This window comes from Legionella maioricensis (assembly GCF_023618015.1).
GTDB classification, from domain to species: Bacteria; Pseudomonadota; Gammaproteobacteria; order Legionellales; family Legionellaceae; genus Legionella; species Legionella maioricensis.
This window is the reverse complement of record NZ_JAJKBJ010000002.1, coordinates 143,533-162,840: the sequence shown is the minus strand read 5'-3', so window position 1 is coordinate 162,840 and position 19,308 is coordinate 143,533. Positions and strand designations below refer to the sequence as shown.

Here is a 19,308-nt window from a genome sequence, read left to right as displayed (position 1 = left end):
TCAGTATGAACGAACGGATTATTGCTGTATTTGATTTTGATGGAACCTTGACGGTAGGGGCGTCCAGCCGCTTGTTATTTCTAAGACAATTAGTTGGCTTGCCCAGGCTGGTTGGGGGACTCTTATCTCGTTTTTTCAACGGTGGTTTACCGGGCAAGCCAGTTGGTAATGCGGATTATTTAGATCATTTATTTTTAAAAGGAATAACGAAGCACGAGCTAGAGCAGCAAGCTGTTGTTTTTCTTAAGCAGGTATTACTTAAAAAATTGCGCAAAGAGGCGATCGATCGCCTCCATTTTCATCAACAGCAGGGACATACTTGCATTGTCGTGAGCGGGGGATGGGATATTTATCTTAAACCCTGGGCGGAAGAATACGCGATTCAACAACTCATATGCACGGAACTGGAATTTGATCCAATTCACCATAAAAGTACTGGTCAGATGTTGAATAACTATTGTATTGGTTCTGAAAAATTAAAGCGGTTCAAAAAATTATATGCGAATCGTAATGAGTATATTCTTTACGCCTATGGGGATAGCCACCAGGATTTAGAATTACTTAACTATGCTGATTATCCTTTTTATAAGTGCTTTCAGTAAGTCTTTCAAAAGTCTTAGAGAAGGTAAGGCGGTTTTTTTTGATAACTGGTCAATTTTAAACCATAATTAAATACGTAGCGCTGAGCGGGGTGATTATTATGTTGACAAGAGATGAGCTGATTTTAATTGAAGAAAATTACTCCCTGGAACTTCTTCCAGAGAAGATAACCTACATGCCGGGGGGCGATGTCAATGAAGCGTATCAAGTACAATCAGCAACAAACTCTTACCTGCTTAAAAAAATAGAATTGAGTGAGTATGCGCGAGTATATAAAGCTACTCAAGATGAGATCAAAACCTCGTTATCTTTTTCTGAAGATATTTGTAGAAAGCAACAACAATTTGGGAATGTAGTTCCCGCATTAAAAGGGAAATCAGGTGTTTTTGTGGAAAGTAAAAATTACTTTTATATGTTGTTTCCTTATGTTGATGGCTCGGTTATAGAAAATCTGGCTATAGATAATGAAATGATTAGCCGAATCAGTCATAAGCTGTTTCAAATGCATCATGGAGCCATAAGCTATGACCAGGATTTCTCTAAACACAAAAGTGCTCATTTCCTTGAGGTCGCGCATACGCTGGTGGAAAACTCCTACTGGGCAAAACTAGACAAGGTTCTGAACTATTTTACTCCTTTTGAACCGATAAAAAAAATAACCCGATTCATCCTGGATAGCCAGGATGGTTTAGAGCAATCAATAAATGCTCTGTCTTTAGAGTCCGTGTGTCATAATGATTTAAAACCTAAAAACGTACTGTGGAATAAAGATAAAGATTTTTGGATTATTGATTGGGAGGCTGCCTGTGATTTTGATCATCGTGCCGATTATCTTGATACCCTACTAGCATGGTGCATTGAGGAAAATGCAAGAGTTTTTACCATAAATCCTGACAAGGTGATTGCTTTTCAAGGTCCTTACTATATCGCGCCAGAAGAATTGCATCATGCAATGAATATCGTCATTTTGAAATGGTATTTTTGGCTTTATTTTTGTCTATTAAAGGGGATGCAACATCCCACCAGAATTCCTCACTATGCTTATCATGCAAAAATAGCCCTAGGCTATCTAAATTTACTTATCGACAAAAGAGATTTGAGCTTTTTAGTTACAAGAAAATAGTTTGAGAGTTTTTATGAGCTTAACAAAACAAAAAAATCAGGATAAAGGTCATGTTGTCGCCATTTTTGATTTTGATGGGACTTTAACTAAAAAATCGACTACTTTACCTTTTTTGCGATTTGTATTTCCCGGGCAATTCATCCTGCTAATGCCATTTTTATTCCCCGCCTTAATTTTGTTTTCCTGTAGATTAATCACAATAGATAGTTTAAACCTCTTTATTTGCTGGCTCTTTTTTAAAAATAAGTCCAGAAACGTAATATTATCCTGGGGTGATTTGTTTGCCCAAACTCAAATACCTCATCTGCTCAAAGATGAAGCAATTAACGCCTTGAAAAAACATCAAAAAAACGGACACTACTGCATTTTAGCCACGTCTGCTTATGATGTTTATATAAAAGCTTGGGCCGAGTTTTATGGCTTTGACGCCGTAGTATGTACCGTATTTGAGGTGGGGAATAACAATCAGTTTACCGGATATCTCTCTGGAGCCAGCTGTTATGGTTTAGAGAAAGCCAAAAAAGTGCAACCCTGGATTACCAAAAATACGGAAATTTATGCTTATGGAGACAGTAGCGGAGACAAAGAAATTCTGGCATTAGCCGACCATCCGTTTTATCGATGCTTTTAATCATTAAATTAATGATATTAAAAGTATTTTCTTTGATTCTCTCTTCAAAAAACTGCCTCTGGAGATAACAAAGCACAAAAGTAGTGCAATTTTTCAAAGCGGAATTGGTTAAAAAAGCATTTGATTTTTAATTGATTTACGCCATGGGGTGGTCTAACCTTATAAAAGACTGTGCAAATTTTGGGCAGGGATGCGAAAGTGTTCTCTTTTTGCTTGAGGAGAGGTAGAGATGAGCTTCGATCCCAACGATTTATTGATCAATACCATTTTTAAAAACGCCCAACAATCCCCCGATAAAATAGCCCTCAAATTTCTTAAAAACGATTACCAGACTTCCGAATATTTAACTTATGAACAGTTATGCAACAAGATGACTGAGTTGGCTATTATAATCCAAGGTACAAAAAGCAATAGTCCTATCTTGCTGCTGTTTGATTCAGGGCTTGATTATATTGTTGCTTTTCTTGCTACTTTGCTCGCGGGTAAAATAGCCGTTACAGCTTATCCTCCACGAAAAACAAGACATCTCGAACGATTATTAGGTATTATTGATGACTCCAAAATTGATGTGATTCTGACTCAAAGTGCTATTAAAAACCATTGTGATCATAATCACTTTGCTTTTCCTGAACAAGCAGAAATAATCTGTACAGACGCTTTGGCAAAAACTACTGCATCATTTATTCCTACCCCAATTCTTAGTCATGACATTGCCTTTTTGCAGTATACCTCTGGCTCTACTGGAGCTCCCAAAGGGGTTATTGTCAGACATGAAAATATTGTTGCGAATATAAAATTAATGGCACAAGGACTCGGTTTAGAAAATATAAAAGTAGTCGTATCCTGGTTACCTATTTTTCATGACATGGGTTTAATCGGTTGCACCTTATTGCCTCTCTATCATGGTAGTACCGTGGTATTTATGGCCCCTATAACTTTTTTGAAGAAACCACATTTCTGGTTACAGGCAATGAGTGATCATAAAGCGACCTTCACCATGGCCCCCAATTTTTCGTATGAACTTGCATTAAACGCTGTGAATGATCAATCCAATCTTGATTTATCCAGTATATGTCATTTAATTAATGGGGCTGAACCAATTAAATCCAGCACTATTGCGAATTTTGAAAGAAAATTAGCCTCTTTTGGTCTTAAACCAAGAGCCATGAAACCTGCTTATGGTATGGCGGAAGCAACTTTAGCCATTTCAATTAATACTAATTTGGCGCCACGTGTTATCTCTGTATCTAAAAAGGGCTTACATCAAAGACAACTGCTAGGCCCAGAGAATGATGAGGAAGTAATTGATATAGTACGCTGTGGGATTATTAATGAATCTCATTACCATATTCGTATTGTCTGTCCTGAAACGTATAAAAGCTTGCCTAATAAGCAAGTAGGAGAAATATGGTTAAAAGGACATTCTGTAGCTGCTGGTTATTACCAGAATGAGAATAAAACAAAAGAAATCTTTGAAAACTATATTAGTGATACGGGTGAGGGGCCTTTTTTACGTACAGGGGATCTGGGCGTTCTGGATGAAGAAAATCATCTTATAATTTGTGGACGCCTGAAGGATTTAATTATTATCAATGGGCGTAATATTTATCCTCAGGATATAGAGCGGATCACTTATGAATCACATGCCCGACTTATAAAAAATAGTGCTGCTGCATTTGCGATTGCAGTAAATAACGAAGAAAAAATAGTCATTATTGCTGAGGCCGAAAAGCATTTAAAGCCAGCGGTCTATGAAGAAATCTTACAGGGAATAAAAAGAGCGGTCTTTGATGAAGCTGATATTATTCCTTATGATATTATTCTGATACCACCTCGCTGCATTTCCAAGACAAGCAGTGGCAAAATTCAGCGCAGCACATGTAAGAGAAATTATCAGGAAAACCAGTTAAGAGTACTGGCTCACTTATTAAACACCAAACCCGAGGCCATTAATAGGTCTCCTCTGCCAATAAAATCACTGGAGGATTGGATAAAAAGCTGGATAGCCCAACATTGCGCTATTGACGTCAATAAAATTGAAAGTACTCGTCCGTTTTTAGATTATAATCTGGACTCTGTTGCTCAAGCCCAGTTTCTTCATGAATTGGAACAATATACCAACAAAACATTAGAACCATGGCTTGTTTGGCAATATCCCAATATTCAGGAGTTGGTCTTGGGTTTAACCAATCAGGATAGTTCAACCAATACCAACCACCATTCTATTGCTTATACTCCAATTGCTATTGTTGGAATGGATGCCCGTTTTCCCGGAGTATCGCAGCACGATCTAAACGATATAAATGAGTTTTGGCAGTATTTACTGACTCAAAATGATGCCATTAGTTCTATACCAATAGAGCGCTGGGACAATCGACTTTATTTTAGTAAAAATCCACATCAAGAAGGTAAAACTTATGCAACAGCAGGTGGATTTTTAAATGACATTAAAAAATTTGATGCTCCTTTTTTTAATATTTCACCCCGTGAAGCTGAATATCTTGATCCGCAACAGCGTCTTAGTCTTGAGGCATCTTGGCATGCATTGGAGGATGCTAATATTGCTCCTTCAAGCTTAAAAAATAGCAATACTGGAATTTACCTGGGGATTAGCACCCATGATTATGATACGTTGATTCAAAAAAATACCTCCCTGGAGGAATTAGGTACTTATCAGGCAACAGGAACCAGTTTCTCAACCGCGGCTGGACGTCTGGCTTACTATTTAGGAACAGAAGGTCCTTGTCTGGCCATCGATACGGCTTGCTCTTCCTCGCTTGTTGCCGTCCATCAAGCGGCCCGAGCATTACATGAATACGAATGCGATCTGGCCATTGCCGGTGGCGTCAATCTGATTTTATCTCCTGAAAATAATATTATTTTTTCTAAAAGTGGCATGCTCTCTCCAACTAATCATTGCCATACCTTTGATGAACAAGCCGACGGTTATGTTCGTGGAGAAGGTTGTGGCATGATCGTTCTGAAACGTCTGGATGATGCATTGCGAGATGGAAATAAAATTTATGCCGTCATTCATGGGAGTGCCGTCAATCAGGATGGAGCAAGTAATGGGATGACCGCTCCTAATCTTAATGCTCAAATCAAAGTAATGCAGACCGCATTGCAAGCTGCTCATGTAACACCCGGACAAGTATGTCATGTCGAGGCGCACGGAACAGGAACCCCATTGGGTGATCCTATTGAATGGGAGGGAATTCGTAAGGTTTATGGAGAAGGACGCAGCACGCCGCTTTACATCACTTCCTTGAAAACAAGAATCGGCCATCTTGAAGCGGCTTCAGGTATTGCAGGATTAATCAAAACGACCTTGTCGCTCTATCATAAAACAATTCCTGCACATCTTCATTTTAAAAAATTTAACCCCAAAATTCATACTCAGGACAATATGATTGTTCCAACGACACCGGTTGAGGTCAACTCCGAAGGGGCGCTTTACGCTGGGGTAAGTGCTTTTGGTTTTAGCGGAACGAATGCCCATTTGATTTTAGGCGCAGCTCCGCGGCAGGATATTCCTTCTCTTTCTGAAAAGGAACATCCTTGTCTCTGGACTCTCAGTGCTAAAGATAAGATAACCTTGGATGATTACCTGCAGCATTACAAACAATTTGGAGAAAAGATACCTACCCAGGAATTTGTAGCCATGTGTTATCAATTACAAACCGGTCGGAATCATTTCCCTTATCGCTGTTTTATTGTCGCGAATAATAAAGAACAATGGCTTCAGGAACTCCACCAGTACCCACAGAAGGGAGAAATACATGGAAATCACCAATTAGCATGGTTATTTACTGGGCAAGGGTCATTAAAAAATAATATGGCCAGAGATTTATATGCTCATTCAATGTTCTTTACCAAACTTATTGATGAGTGTTGTGCAGTTGCTAATAATTATCTTCCTTATTCGTTAAAAACGATATTAATCGATACTCCTGACTCTATTGATATTAATAATACCTTCTACGCTCAACCCGCTCTTTTCGTTTTTGAGTATGTAGTGGCCCGTTGGTGGTTGGCATTAGGTATTAGACCTGCAGCATTATTGGGGCATAGTCTTGGTGAGTATGTTGCAGCAACTATTGCAGAAGTCATGTCTTTAGCTGATGCGTTGATGTTGGTTTGTGCTCGTGCTCAACTGATGGCAGAGTTGCCTGGCAATGGAGGGATGATTGCTGTTCATACTCCTGCTGAAGGTATTGACCTGATTCTGAAGAATAATTCAGATTTATCTATTGCGGCGCATAATAGTCCCGAACAGACGGTGCTGTCCGGTCCTGAGTCGTCAATTGAGGCTGCGGCGCTGTTTTGCAGACAACACCACATGCATTATAAAAAATTGCCCACATCCCATGCTTTTCATTCCCCGATGATGCAACCGATGATGGAGGCATTTTATTTGAAAGCAAACACCATTACTTATCATGCACCAACTTTACCGATTATCAGTAATGTGACTGGTAAAGCAGCAATGGAAAATACCTATAATGCTACTTATTGGTGTCAACATGCACTCAATTCAGTAGCGTTTTTAGCCGGTGTTGAAACACTGGTACAACAAGAAATTAACTTGATTCAGGAAATAGGACCTTCACCTGTATTAAGCCACCTGGCACTATTGAGCCATGAATTTATCAGTATTCCCTCCATGCTGGATACCAAACAAGGTTTTACTGATCTTTTAAATGCAACAGGGCAGTTTTATCTATCTGGCTGGGATTTAAATTGGCAAATTTTGTACAATCAAAATGCATTTGCCCCTGTCCAGTTGCCTTACTATCCTTTCCACGGTAGCGAATATTGGCTGAAAATCAAAAAAAATCTGCCTTTACGAAAAGAATGGACGCAAATGCTCTATCAAACCGCCTGGTTTGAGGCAGCCGTGTCAACTGAGCTACCCACTAAAAAATTAAGGACTCTGTTGATTTCTTCCGATTCAACTACCAGTAAGTCGCCTCAATATGTCGAAGCGTTGCTCCGACCCGAAACCAGTATGACGCTCTCTTTAATTTTAGCGGAAGAAACATTACCATTGATTACAAAGCATGAGGTGATCGTTTATTTTTGTCAGGCAGAAACCGAGAACTTTATAGGTGAGCTGACCTATTTTTATCGTTTGAGCCGCTATGTATTATCTGAAGCCCGTGAGAAACAGTTTATTTATGTTACCCATACTGATTCAGTAGTTGGACAAACCTTAATTGCAGCATTGAAATCAATCCATAAAGAACATCCTGAATGGCATTTAAATATCATCGATGCGAAGGACCTGAAAAATCCTTTATTGTGGCAAACCGTCGCCAACCCGCAGGTATTTAAAGAAACCCGTCTGCGTGTGGTGGAACAGCAGGTATTAACCGAAGCTATAGTTCCCTTCGAACCACAAAAAAACGCTATTTCCAGGCAAAAAACACTATCCAATAAAGTTTATCTTATTACAGGAGGAACTGGTGATTTAGGGCAATATTTTATTGAGCAACTTTTAAGAAATAAAGTTAAAACAATCATTAGTGTGGGGCGTAGCAATAATCCCAAGCCTTGGAATAGTAACATTAAAAACCTGCTTCGGGATGAAAAAACGTTGAGTTATCGCTCATGTGATTTAAGTAATTATGCTGATACGCAGGCACTTTTTGCCGAATTAAGCCATTCTTTTCCGCCCATAACCAGCATCATTCACGCTGCTGGGGAACTAAATGATAAGCTCTGGTTGGACACTACTCCGGAAGAGCTGGAGAGCTTGCTTAAAGGAAAGGCGTTAGGCGCCTGGAATCTTCATCTGGCTACCCAATCAATGAACCTGGAGGATTTCATTTTAATTTCCTCTCTGGCATCAGTGCTGGGTAATCAGGGACAAGTACTCTATGCTGCAGCCAATGGTTTTCTCAATGGACTAAATCAAAATCGAATAGAACAAAAACTGCCTTCCATGGTGGTTAATTATGGCCCAATAAAAAACACTGGGCTGTTTAAAAGGAATGAATCATTACTTACCGAGGCATTAGCATCACAAGGCATCAATACTCTTGAGAAACAAAGCACCTTTATTCCATTGCAATTATCCCCCAGTCCTGCTGAGCTCATTTATGCCGATATTAATCTTGAACGGTTGACTCGGTCGAATCTTCCCCCTGCCAGTCCCTTAGTAAGCGCTGCTGGTGAGCCTCCGGTGACTAATCTCGCTTTGGCTAAGGAAACAATCAATCAACTGGCTCAAAAGGTATTAAAAGTCGAATCTTTCTTAAAAACCAGTCAAAACTGGTTTGAGATGGGTATGGATTCTATTATGGCAAATCAACTCGCTTACTCAATCAATGGGATCTATCCGCAGGCAAAAGTCACCTCTAAAGACATTTTTCAACATGCTTGTACGGAAGCCCTTACTGATTTTTTAAATAATAGAATAGTACCCAATAAGCTCGATCCACTGGCTGCAACGCTAGGCATAAAGCAACTCCCAATCTCATTGCAACAGCAGGAGATATGGAATTATCTACAGACTACCCAAGATCCTAAAGCCTATTACATTCCCATGCAGGTACGCCTGATGGGCAATATCTCTTATGAGCGTTTTAAAGAAACGATTAGGTCGGTTGCTGCAAGTCACGATGTATTTTTCTTTCAATTTGATGAAGTGTTGACTCAGATCAGTATTAATAATGTAGAGCAGGCTCAAATTGAGGTGAGTTATGCCGACTCGCTTGATGAGGACGAAGTGAATTTGTTTTTCAGAAAACCATTCAATCTAAAAAAAGGCCCACTGGCACGTTGTCTCTTAATTAAAGAGAAAGAAAACGAGTATTTATGGTTAACTGTTTTGCATCATTTACTCGCCGATGGATTATCTGCCAATCAGTTTCTCCATGAAGTGGTTACCCATTATGCCAATGGGACCCAGCCTGTCTTAGCTAAATCGTATCAGGAATACATCATTTGGCAACGAGAGAATCATTTTCACAATCAAGTACCACTATTGCGTGAAAAATGGCAACCATTACTCAATGCCGTCCCTGTAGACGTTCCATTGGCCCATGATACTAATCTTCCACAAGAAGCCGTGGTAATAAACTGTTCCATTCCCATGGATTTAATAGAAAATAATAAAAACCTATTGGGGCAAAATCAGCTGACTTTGAGTAATTTCTTATTAATGACGCTTTCTCAAACCCTGCAGAATGTATTTAAGCGAAAAAGGCAAGGTCTTGTCGTATTTTTTTCAGGGAGAGAGAGCGGTGAATTTACTAATGTATTTGGCGATGTATCCAATGATGTGATTGTTTGTCTGGACCAGGTAGACGACATAGACCCTATTCTTTATTTAAAAGCATTACAAAAACAACTAATGGGGCTTGTTGAACATCAGTACTTTAGAATTCAATTATTAAAAGCGCATGATTTGTTACCGCAGATATCCTTTGATTTTCAAAATATTAATCAAAATATTTTCGCTAATGACACTTTGACAGCGATGCAGACCAGTTGTTGTAACGTGCAATCTTCTTTGTGGGGAGATGAGCCTCGATTGCTCTCCTTTAAAGTATTGCAAACAGAAGAAGGCTTGCGCTTATCATTGAAATATCGCGCCGATAAAATCAGTGAAGAGCATGCCAGGTTTCTCTTGGCGCAATGGAGAATTAAAACCATTCAGCCCTTGATAACCACGATCTCCAACCCTGAGGAGCATGTGATTGCTCAGCGTCCTGCTTCAATTTTACAACAAAATCTTTGGGAGTTATTAAAAAAATGCCCTAATGAAAGCCCCTATAGTATTCCTTTGTTTAAACTTTTGAATAATCAGTACAGTGTGGACGTTTTGCAACAAGCTCTTTCATCCATTATTGATGAACTAGCCGCATTACGGACTCATTTTGTGATTAAAGATAATGGTTTAAATTATGTTCTTTCACATAAAAAAAATAGTTTCATTACGCTAATTAAAACAGAACAACTTTTTGAAGCGATTAATGAAGTATTAGCCACACCATTAGCTATAGATAAAGCGCCATTATTGCATTGTTGGATTATTCAGGCCCAAAATGAGCCGGACTTATTATTGGTGAAAATTCATCATTTAATTATGGACGGCTTATCTGCAGAATTTCTTATGAAGCAACTTGAAGTCCGTTATTATCAGCACCTAAGAAAGGAAAGAATAATCAGCCACAATGATAATGAGGAATATTTATCTCTCTATAGCGAAGAGGAGAAATATTATTCACAGACCCAAAGAGTGAATAGCGATTATTATCAAAAAATTTCAGCACAGGCAAAACATCTCTTGCCAGCGAAAGCACAAAAGACAGGCTCATTTGGAGAGTTATGTTATGAAAAAATAAATGTAGAGCAAGTGAAGATTTTATATGAATTCTGTCATCACCATCAAATTACTCCCTATGCGATTTACTTGCAATTATTTAGTGAGGCAATCGCCATAGAGTACCATTTTGATGCAGTCTATATTAGTCTTGTTAAATCCAATCGTTCTATGTTGCCGCAAGCAGATATGATTGGCTATTTTGCAGACAATGTTCCTTTATTGGTGCCAACAGGTTCATCTAATTTCATCGAGTTAGTGAAAGCGACTCAATTTTCCATTCTGGAAACGATAAAAAAAATTCAGCGTCCTTTAAGTCATCAGGATCGGAGTGCCAGTGGTTATAAACAACCGGATTTCATTTTTAATTATTATCAACTTCTACCCAGCGAAGGATTGTTTGAGTCGGCAGAATCCATTCTGGAAATGAGTGTGAGGCACTTGACCCAATTTCCGTTTTGGAATTATCAATGTCCGGAGCAGTTGAATTTTATGATTCGCAGTACAGAACATGGGGATTATTTGGGCCTAATCTACGATCCTGTTCGCGTTGAAAAAGAAAGAGCGCAGCGAATTATTCGCTATATTCTCTCCCAAACAGAGCTGCTAACCAAAAAATAAGCTTACTGTACTCTGCTATTGGCTTAAGCTGTTTTTACGTCATCTTGAACGCAGTGAAAGATCTCCAAATGCAGGTACAATGCCCGTTCAGGAGATCTCTCACGATGTTCGAGATGATGTTTCTCAGATTTATTAAGATGTCACAAGAAATTATAGTAACATATTGTTTTATAAAGAATAATAAGGGTTGTCGTTTCATGCATAACCTCCTCTATGATGAAGTAATTAGTATAACTTCCTCAAGCACGTTATAATTCATTTTTGATTTTTTGTAGGTGATAAAAGTGAGGCACAGCCCACGTAAACGTTTCGGTCAGAATTTTTTACAAAACCGGCATGTTATCGATGAAATTTTGCGCGCCATTAATCCTCAGGCAAAAGATAATATGCTGGAAATAGGCCCGGGTTTGGGGGCATTAACCCAGCCTTTATTACGCAAACTGGAGCATTTGACTGCTGTTGAAATTGATACAGATTTACAACACTATTTAGCTCAGTTACCCATCGCGCAGGGTAAGTTGGATTTAATTTCAGCGGATGCGCTAACCATTGATTTCAGTCAATTTGGTTCTGATTTAAGGGTAGTTGGTAATTTACCTTATAATATTTCTACTCCTCTACTTATCCATCTACTGCAATTTGCCCCCTGTATAAAAGACATGTATTTTATGTTGCAAAAAGAGGTCGTCGATCGTATGGCAGCAGTGCCTGGAACCAAAGCCTATGGGCGATTAAGTGTCATGTTGCAATATCATTGTGAGGTAGAGCATTTATTTGATGTGCCCCCGGAAGCGTTTGACCCTCAACCCAAAGTGGATTCCGCAGTAGTGCGTCTTATTCCTTTTCAAACATCTCCTTTTGAAACAGTTGCAGTAGAACAGTTGGAGCGATTAGTTGCCAGTGCGTTTGCCATGCGGCGTAAAACACTCACTAATAATTTAAAAGGAATCATCTCTTTAGCTCAATTAACTGACTTGGGAATAGATGGTGGCAAAAGGCCAGAACAAATTTCTGTCGCTGAATATGTCCAACTAGCGAAATTTATTTCCAATTAGTGTAAAATTAAATAATAAATGAATGTGGAGGTTGTCTTGTTTCATCGTCAACGAAAAAGTCCCTTATCGGCACACTCTAAATCATTAAAGGATTTAGTGCGACATGTAGCTGCTCCTCAGTTTTTAGCTGAAGATAAAAGACAAGCACTATTGCAAAAAATGAAAGAACTTACTTGTCTGGAGCCTTCTCGCTATGAAAGCTTGTGCGCCGTTCTGGTTGAAAATTTGGTCAATTATTGCCAAAGTCTGCCTGAAACCACCAACAGTTATTATTCACAGCCGGGCGGATTGGTGGACCATGCTCTAAATCGCACCGAAGCAGCATTAAGTCTGTTTCAGGAGTTTATGGTTCAGGATCCATCGGATTCAATATCTGAAGAACAGAAACAATGGCAATATGCTCTTTATTCCGCGGCAATTTTACAGGGGATAGGTAAATTATTTGTGGATTATCGGATTAATTTATTTGATAGCAACGGCCAATTATTAAAACAATGGAATCCATTGCTGGAAAGTTTGAACAGTACCGGCAGTTATTACAGTTATGAGTTTCAGAAAGAATCTGATATTGAGTTTCGCCGTCGTTTAAATTTATTGATTGCAAGAGCTTTGATGCCGGCTAGCGGCTTTGCCTGGATTGCGTCTAATCCACAGATATTAGCGGTTTGGTTGGCTTTATTAAATGAAGATCAACGTTCGGCAGGTACTTTAGGGGCGATTTTAATTCGTGCAGATGCCTTGGCCATCCAACGTTATATTATGGAATTTATGGGCAAGAGCACTGGAAATCGTGCTGGACGTTATGGTAGGGCCGGTACTTTTTCAGGTGGAGTGCCTGAAACTTTAGCCGAAAAAGAACAAGCAATGGGGGTTGAGTTCATTCAGTGGATGGTCAAGGTTTTGGGTGAAGGCCGAATTATGATTAATAAGGCGCCTTTATTTATGGTACCGGGCGGTATGTTGATGTGCCAGGAAATGTTTCAGTTATTTGTGCGCGAACATCCAGAGTATAAGAACTGGCAGGCGGTACAAAATGGCTTTTTATCTTTAGGCCTTCATCGTCGAGGTGCTGATGGCTCTGTTATGAGTCGTTTTGAACAGACGCATAATCAACAAATGCACAGCGGCATTGTCTTTTCGGAGTATGCTGTTGCCTTACCTGAATCAGTAAAAGTCGTACAGTTGAATACAGGTATAGTGGAAACCTTATCTTCAACAGAGTTAGTGCATAGAGCACAATACCCTAGCCAATTTACCCAGCAACAAAACGTACTGGTTGTGGCACCATTGCAAAAATTATCGGCCACAGGATGGCAGAATGCGGAAAGCGAAGTATCATTTTTGGCCCCCGGGGTAAAGCGCGGTGTCTGATTATGCCATAGGAGATGTACAAGGATGCTACGAGCCTTTACAACGACTGCTGGATTTAATTGATTTTGATGAAAAAACAGATCGTTTGTGGTTCGTTGGTGATTTAGTGAATCGCGGTCCAGAGTCATTAGCTGTCTTGCGTTTTATTAGTACTTTACCCCTTGCCCCCATCATCACTTTAGGCAACCATGATTTGCATCTATTAGGTTCTCTATTTGGCGAGCGGCCATGGAAAGGGCATGATGATACGATTCAAATCGTTCTCAAGGCACCTGATGGAGAGCATTTGGGGCATTGGCTTAGAAAGCAATCCATTCTTCATTACTCCCCTGAACTAAAGGTCGTGATGAGTCATGCAGGGATAGCCCCTCTGTGGGATTTGTCTCAAGCCATACACTTAGCTCAAGAGTTAGAGGCAGTACTTTCCGGAGACGGTTATCAGGAGTTTTTAACTCATATGTACGGTAATAAGCCCGATATTTGGTCTGGTGACTTAATGGGACTGGATAGGTTAAGAGCCATTACTAATTATTTTACCCGCATGCGGTTTTGTGATGGCCGGGGCCGATTGGAATTGGGTTATAAAGGTACTATTGATAAGGCTCCTGCTAATCTTTATCCTTGGTATGCAGTACCAGGGCGTAAAGAAATTGAGGTTGATATTGTTTTTGGTCATTGGGCGGCTCTCATGGGGAAAAGTCCCAATCCTAAAATTCATGCAATAGATACCGGATGTCTTTGGGGTGGTCCATTGACCGCATTACGTTTGCAGGATAAACAAAAATTTTCCGTGCCAGGATTAGGAACGAATTGATCGAGTAATCACCTCCGAAGGCCTCGTATAGGCCACGGAGAGATAATTTTTAATAAACAACAGGCGATGACATCAGTGAATTTTTTACAGAAAAACAGATTGTTATTACAGGTATTCCTGTTGTTAAGCTTGCTTGGCTTTAATGCTTGGCCGGCAGCTAAATCTTCTGAATCTAAAAATCTGTACAGTTGGGTCGATGACCCTGCCGCCGAAGCCCAGCAGGTGGAAGAGGCTGGAGTTCGTCTGCGTGAGGCCATTGCAAATCCGGAATATGTGCTAAAGCACTGGATAGAACTACCTACCTCACCCGCTTCCCGTCGTAAGGTCATCCAGCATTTGAGCATACGAGAAGCAATCTTATTGGCTTTACGCTATAACCCTAATATTCAAAATGCAGAATTAGATCGCATTATTCAACGTTATCAGTTGCGTCTGGCCTATAATGAATTCGAACTGCAATATGCTTTGGGTGCCTCAGGCGTAATCCAGAAAAATACATTTAATGGCGTTGGTAGTGATACCACTCGTACCTTAGTAGGGAGTCCTGAGCTTAAACTAAAAACCAAATTGGGTACCCAGGCCTCATTGTCTATAGATAATAATGTAGCGATTTACAATGGCTATAATCCCCAGTTAAATTTTACTGTGACTCAACCTCTATTGCGGGGCTTTGGCTCGTCAGTTAATAAAGTGGGACTGTTGAATGCCATTGATAGCGAATGGTTAAATAAATTAAATTTACAACAATCCGTTGTCGATCAGATTACCCAAGTCATTATCGCTTATCGTTCGCTGATTCTCAGCGGTAATAATTTACAAAATCAGCGTTTGCAGCTAAAAGAAGCTAAAAAATCATATGAGATTAATGAAAAAAAAATAGCAGCGGGGCAATTGGAACCTACCGGCAATATTCAACAATCCTATCAAATTGAATCGTTAAGCTTGATGGTAGAGCAGGCCGAAAATGACTTTAATACGGCCGCCCAGGATTTGTTGCAAACGATTGGTCTTGATCCGGATATGCATTTATCAGTTCCCAGTGATGTGACCTTAGAGAAGCTCATGGTTCCTGATCTGCATCAAGCAATCGAAACAGCACTTAATCATAATACCTTATATTTAGCCCAGAAAATGACATTGCGTGCCGATGAGCGTGCCTACAAAGTGGCAAAAAATCAACAATTGTGGCAATTGGATGCTGCTGGAAGTGTGCAAAGTGGTACGGTAAATGATGTAACAGGGCTTAATGGGGGATTACGTGGTATTTACAATGGGAATAATGTAAATCAATCTGCACGGTTGACCCTAACTGTTCCCTTGCACGATTTAAATCGCCGCAGTCAGTTAATTAATGCCAAAGTGAGATTGGAAAAAGATAGAATTAATCTGATCGCGGCTAAAAGAGCATTGATTACCAACATTACTAACACGATTAATACGATCCAAAGTCTGGCTAAACGTTATGAATTAGCCCAAAAACAAGTGAAATTGGCTGAGCAATCCTATGCATTGGAAAAGAAAAAATTACAGGCAGGTATTTCAAGTGCTTTAGATGTAAATAATACTCAGAATCAGTTGATTCAAGCGCAATCAGGGCTAATTGGTGCAAAGATTGCGTATCTTAATCAGTTATCAGCCCTTCAACGGACTTTAGGAACCACGCTGGATTACTGGCAAATTAAACTAAGGTATGGCGGATGAATATTTATTTAAAAATGATTATTGGAGCCATTTTAGCTCTGAATCTTGCAGCTTGCGGTCATCATGAAAAGCAGAAAACCACAACCTTGAAGACCTATGAAGTAAAATCAAGGCCTTTGCATAAAACCCTGCATTTTACAGGAACCATTCAGCCTTTGCATGAAAGCACGCTGACCAGTCCCATGGAAGCAGTAGTTGAATCGATGGATTTTCATTACGGTCAGATGGTCAAAAAGGGTGATGTTGTTTTAACTTTGAATTCTAATGAATTGCAAAAACAATATAATGATACATTGACCGATTATTTAAAGGCTAAAGACAGTTATACCATCGCAAAAGCAAAGTTTGCCGGTACCCAGGACTTATGGCATTCAGGATTATTATCTAAAAATAATTATTTAAGTGAAAAATCAGGCATGGATACCGCGCGAGTGACCTTAATGCAAGCAACGCGTAAACTGACTGAAATGCTGGAAAAGATGGATGAAAATAAGACGCAAAATTTGTCCGCATTAAGTTTATCGGATTTTGATAAAGTTCGAAAAATTTTGACTTCCAATCATAATATCATTCGCTTGAAAGCGCCAAGTGATGGGGTGATGCTGTATCCACCAAAATCCGGTGAAGATAAAGCAACGCGAATTACCGTAGGTTCCTCAGTGAAATCCGGACAGGTATTGGCCATAGTTGGTAATTTAAGCGGCATTAGCGTCGAGATTGATGTTCCGGAAATAGATATTGATAAAATCCGTCCGGGAATGAACGCCACCATTAGTGGTATTGCCTTCGGCAAGCATCAATTAAAAGGCACTTTAGTCGCCGTGAATGCTCAGGCTTCTAATACCAGCAATGGCGGTTTACCCTCCTTTACAGCAGTAGTTGAAGTAAAATCATTGACTGCCGAGCAACAACCCTGGATAAAGGTGGGTATGAGTGCTGCAATTGAATTAAATGTAGAAAGTAATAATCAATTATTAGTTCCTATTGCGGCAGTAAAGCGAGAAAAGGGTAATAGTATTGTTACTCTTCAGCTTGCCCAAGGCTCTGTTGAGAAACGAATTATCACTACGGGCGCTGCTCAAGCTGATTCGGTGGTTGTAGAGACCGGTCTGAAAATAGGGGATGTGGTGGTTTATGATTGATGGTCCATTGATTAAGCTCACCGACTTGGTGAAGACTTATTCTCTTGAAGGAATCAGTACTACTGTATTAAAAGAGGTTTCCTTGACCGTCAATGAAGGGGAACTGCTGGCTATTGTTGGTGCTTCCGGCTCCGGAAAATCTACTTTAATGAATATTATCGGCTTATTAGATAAAGCCGATTCGGGCACTTATACGCTAAAAAATAGGAATGTAGCGGGTTTAAGTGACGATGAGTCTGCTTTTTTACGCAATCAGAGCATAGGCTTTGTTTTTCAGCAATTTAATTTATTACCTCGATTTACCGCCGTTCAGAATGTGGCATTGCCTCTTACTTACAGAGGGGTTAATGCCGCCGAGATTAAAGAAAGAGTATTAAAAGCGCTTGAACACGTCGGCATGCGCCAGTACGCGCATCACCGCCCGACGCAATTATCAGGTGGTCAACAGCAACGGGTAGCAATCGCCAGGGCTTTAGTTACCGAACCCCAGGTGATTTTAGCTGATGAACCCACTGGAGCTTTGGACTCCAAGACGGGCACAGAAGTAATGAATTTGTTTTTAGCCTTACACCAGGAAGGCCGTACCATCATCATGGTGACGCATGATGAACATGTCGCCGCACAATGCAAACGACGAATTACTCTTGTTGATGGAGTTGTTGTTGGAGAATCTGGGTAATGAAGTTTGTCAATCACTGTCAGCAGGCCTTAGTTAATTTAACTTCCTCTAAAATGCGTTCTTTTCTGGCTGTTTTAGGCATTTTGGTAGGTACTGCTGCTGTAGTCGCCCTAATCAGCTGTGGCCAATTGGCTACCGAAAAAGCTTTGGAGCAATTCAAGGCTTTAGGTACCGATTTACTTGCGGTGGCTGTTTATGAAAAAACGCCCAGTAAATCACGAAGTGGAGATGATTCATTATCAGTAAATCAATGGCAGCAACTCCCAGAGCGAATTCCCTCTATTCTAAAAATTGCACCTTATAGTACTGCCTATCAACCACTAAGTTTCCATGGCAAATTGATGCAAGGGGTGGTTATCGGTGCCGATGAGAATTTGGCTAATATTGTGCATGTTACTTTAGCACAAGGCCATTTTGTTTCCTTTTTAGAGTCCTTTGAACATTTCTGTGTCATTGGTGATGGATTAGCGCGCCAAATAAAAGAAATCAGCTTTGATGATCCTATAGGGAAACAATTACGTATAGGTCAATCTTTATATACTATCATTGGTATAGCCAATCACTGGAAAGAAAATGGTTTTTTTAATGAGGATATCAATCAGGCCGCTATCATTCCTCTGGCGGGCATCTCATTGGTGAGTAAGGATGCAAAAATTAATAATGCGGTGATTCAGCTTAAACCCGATAGCCCCATTGACGAGGTAATAGAAGAGATAAAACAAATCATTAGTTCCCAGATACCCAAGCTCAGCGTCTTTCCTCGCAGTGCCAAACAAATTATAGCCAGCATGGAAAGTCAGGGACATATTTTCACTTTGTTATTGGCTGTTATTGGCGGAATTTCACTTTTGGTCGGTGGGATCGGGGTAATGAATGTGATGTTGGTTTCCGTCAGTGAACGAAAAAAAGAAATTGGGATACGAAAAGCAGTGGGGGCTAGAAACAGTGAAATTCAAGCGTTGTTTCTTGTTGAGTCGGTGATGCTCTCTTTATTAGGCGGTATTCTAGGGGTTATTTTAGGGCTGATTTTCACCCGGGTTGTTGCTTATTTTAGCGGCTGGACTTTCTCCATATATTGGCTTCCCCCCATAGCAGGTTTTTTAGTTTCAGCCGCAACAGGAATTTTCTTTGGTTTTTATCCGGCCCGTCGTGCTGCAAAACTGGAGCCCATGGCTTCCTTACGCAGTGAGTAGCGTTTAATTATTGCAAAGAGAATCCTCGTCCGTCAGTAGAGCACAACGA

General features: G+C 40.0%; 11 protein-coding genes. All 11 read left to right on the top strand.

The window, feature by feature from the left end; translation table 11 throughout:
• The first annotated feature begins 5 nt into the window (after positions 1-5).
• Positions 6-602 (top strand): HAD family hydrolase, encoded by a 597-nt coding sequence (locus tag LOX96_RS02975; RefSeq protein WP_250420492.1) that lies wholly within the window; start codon positions 6-8, stop codon positions 600-602.
• Positions 603-700: 98 nt separating this feature from the next.
• The gene (locus LOX96_RS02970) at positions 701-1,723 is read left to right on the top strand and encodes a phosphotransferase (RefSeq protein WP_250420489.1); all 1,023 of its coding nucleotides are present in this window, start codon (positions 701-703) and stop codon (positions 1,721-1,723) included.
• A 13-nt stretch (positions 1,724-1,736) separates the two neighbouring features.
• Positions 1,737-2,354 (top strand): HAD-IB family hydrolase, encoded by a 618-nt coding sequence (locus LOX96_RS02965; RefSeq protein ID WP_250420485.1) that lies wholly within the window; start codon positions 1,737-1,739, stop codon positions 2,352-2,354.
• A 229-nt stretch (positions 2,355-2,583) separates the two neighbouring features.
• Complete coding sequence (locus tag LOX96_RS02960; protein ID WP_250420482.1) at positions 2,584-11,304, top strand: type I polyketide synthase; 8,721 nt, start codon at positions 2,584-2,586, stop codon at positions 11,302-11,304.
• Between the two features lie 284 nt (positions 11,305-11,588).
• Positions 11,589-12,359 (top strand): 16S rRNA (adenine(1518)-N(6)/adenine(1519)-N(6))-dimethyltransferase RsmA, encoded by a 771-nt coding sequence (gene rsmA, locus LOX96_RS02955; RefSeq protein ID WP_250420480.1) that lies wholly within the window; start codon positions 11,589-11,591, stop codon positions 12,357-12,359.
• Positions 12,360-12,395: 36 nt separating this feature from the next.
• On the top strand, positions 12,396-13,730 hold the full coding sequence (locus LOX96_RS02950) for a TraI domain-containing protein (protein ID WP_250420476.1): 1,335 nt from the start codon (positions 12,396-12,398) through the stop codon (positions 13,728-13,730).
• A complete protein-coding gene (locus LOX96_RS02945; protein WP_250420473.1) occupies positions 13,723-14,544 on the top strand; it encodes a symmetrical bis(5'-nucleosyl)-tetraphosphatase in 822 nt (273 codons plus the stop codon). The genes LOX96_RS02950 and LOX96_RS02945 overlap by 8 nt, the downstream gene beginning before the upstream one ends.
• A gap of 75 nt (positions 14,545-14,619) precedes the next feature.
• The gene (locus LOX96_RS02940; RefSeq protein WP_250420470.1) at positions 14,620-16,245 is read left to right on the top strand and encodes a TolC family protein; all 1,626 of its coding nucleotides are present in this window, start codon (positions 14,620-14,622) and stop codon (positions 16,243-16,245) included.
• A complete protein-coding gene (locus tag LOX96_RS02935; protein WP_250420467.1) occupies positions 16,242-17,387 on the top strand; it encodes an efflux RND transporter periplasmic adaptor subunit in 1,146 nt (381 codons plus the stop codon). Before LOX96_RS02940 ends, LOX96_RS02935 begins: the two co-directional genes overlap by 4 nt.
• The gene (locus LOX96_RS02930; protein WP_250420465.1) at positions 17,380-18,066 is read left to right on the top strand and encodes an ABC transporter ATP-binding protein; all 687 of its coding nucleotides are present in this window, start codon (positions 17,380-17,382) and stop codon (positions 18,064-18,066) included. The genes LOX96_RS02935 and LOX96_RS02930 overlap by 8 nt, the downstream gene beginning before the upstream one ends.
• On the top strand, positions 18,066-19,259 hold the full coding sequence (locus LOX96_RS02925) for an ABC transporter permease (protein WP_250420463.1): 1,194 nt from the start codon (positions 18,066-18,068) through the stop codon (positions 19,257-19,259). Before LOX96_RS02930 ends, LOX96_RS02925 begins: the two co-directional genes overlap by 1 nt.
• Positions 19,260-19,308 lie beyond the last annotated feature (49 nt).

Coding starts and splice junctions, on each gene's coding strand:
- LOX96_RS02975 (WP_250420492.1), top strand. CDS start 6: ATGAACGAACGGATTATTGCTGTATTTGATTTTGATGGAACCTTGACG.
- LOX96_RS02970 (WP_250420489.1), top strand. CDS start 701: ATGTTGACAAGAGATGAGCTGATTTTAATTGAAGAAAATTACTCCCTG.
- LOX96_RS02965 (WP_250420485.1), top strand. CDS start 1,737: ATGAGCTTAACAAAACAAAAAAATCAGGATAAAGGTCATGTTGTCGCC.
- LOX96_RS02960 (WP_250420482.1), top strand. CDS start 2,584: ATGAGCTTCGATCCCAACGATTTATTGATCAATACCATTTTTAAAAAC.
- LOX96_RS02935 (WP_250420467.1), top strand. CDS start 16,242: ATGAATATTTATTTAAAAATGATTATTGGAGCCATTTTAGCTCTGAAT.
- LOX96_RS02930 (WP_250420465.1), top strand. CDS start 17,380: ATGATTGATGGTCCATTGATTAAGCTCACCGACTTGGTGAAGACTTAT.
- LOX96_RS02925 (WP_250420463.1), top strand. CDS start 18,066: ATGAAGTTTGTCAATCACTGTCAGCAGGCCTTAGTTAATTTAACTTCC.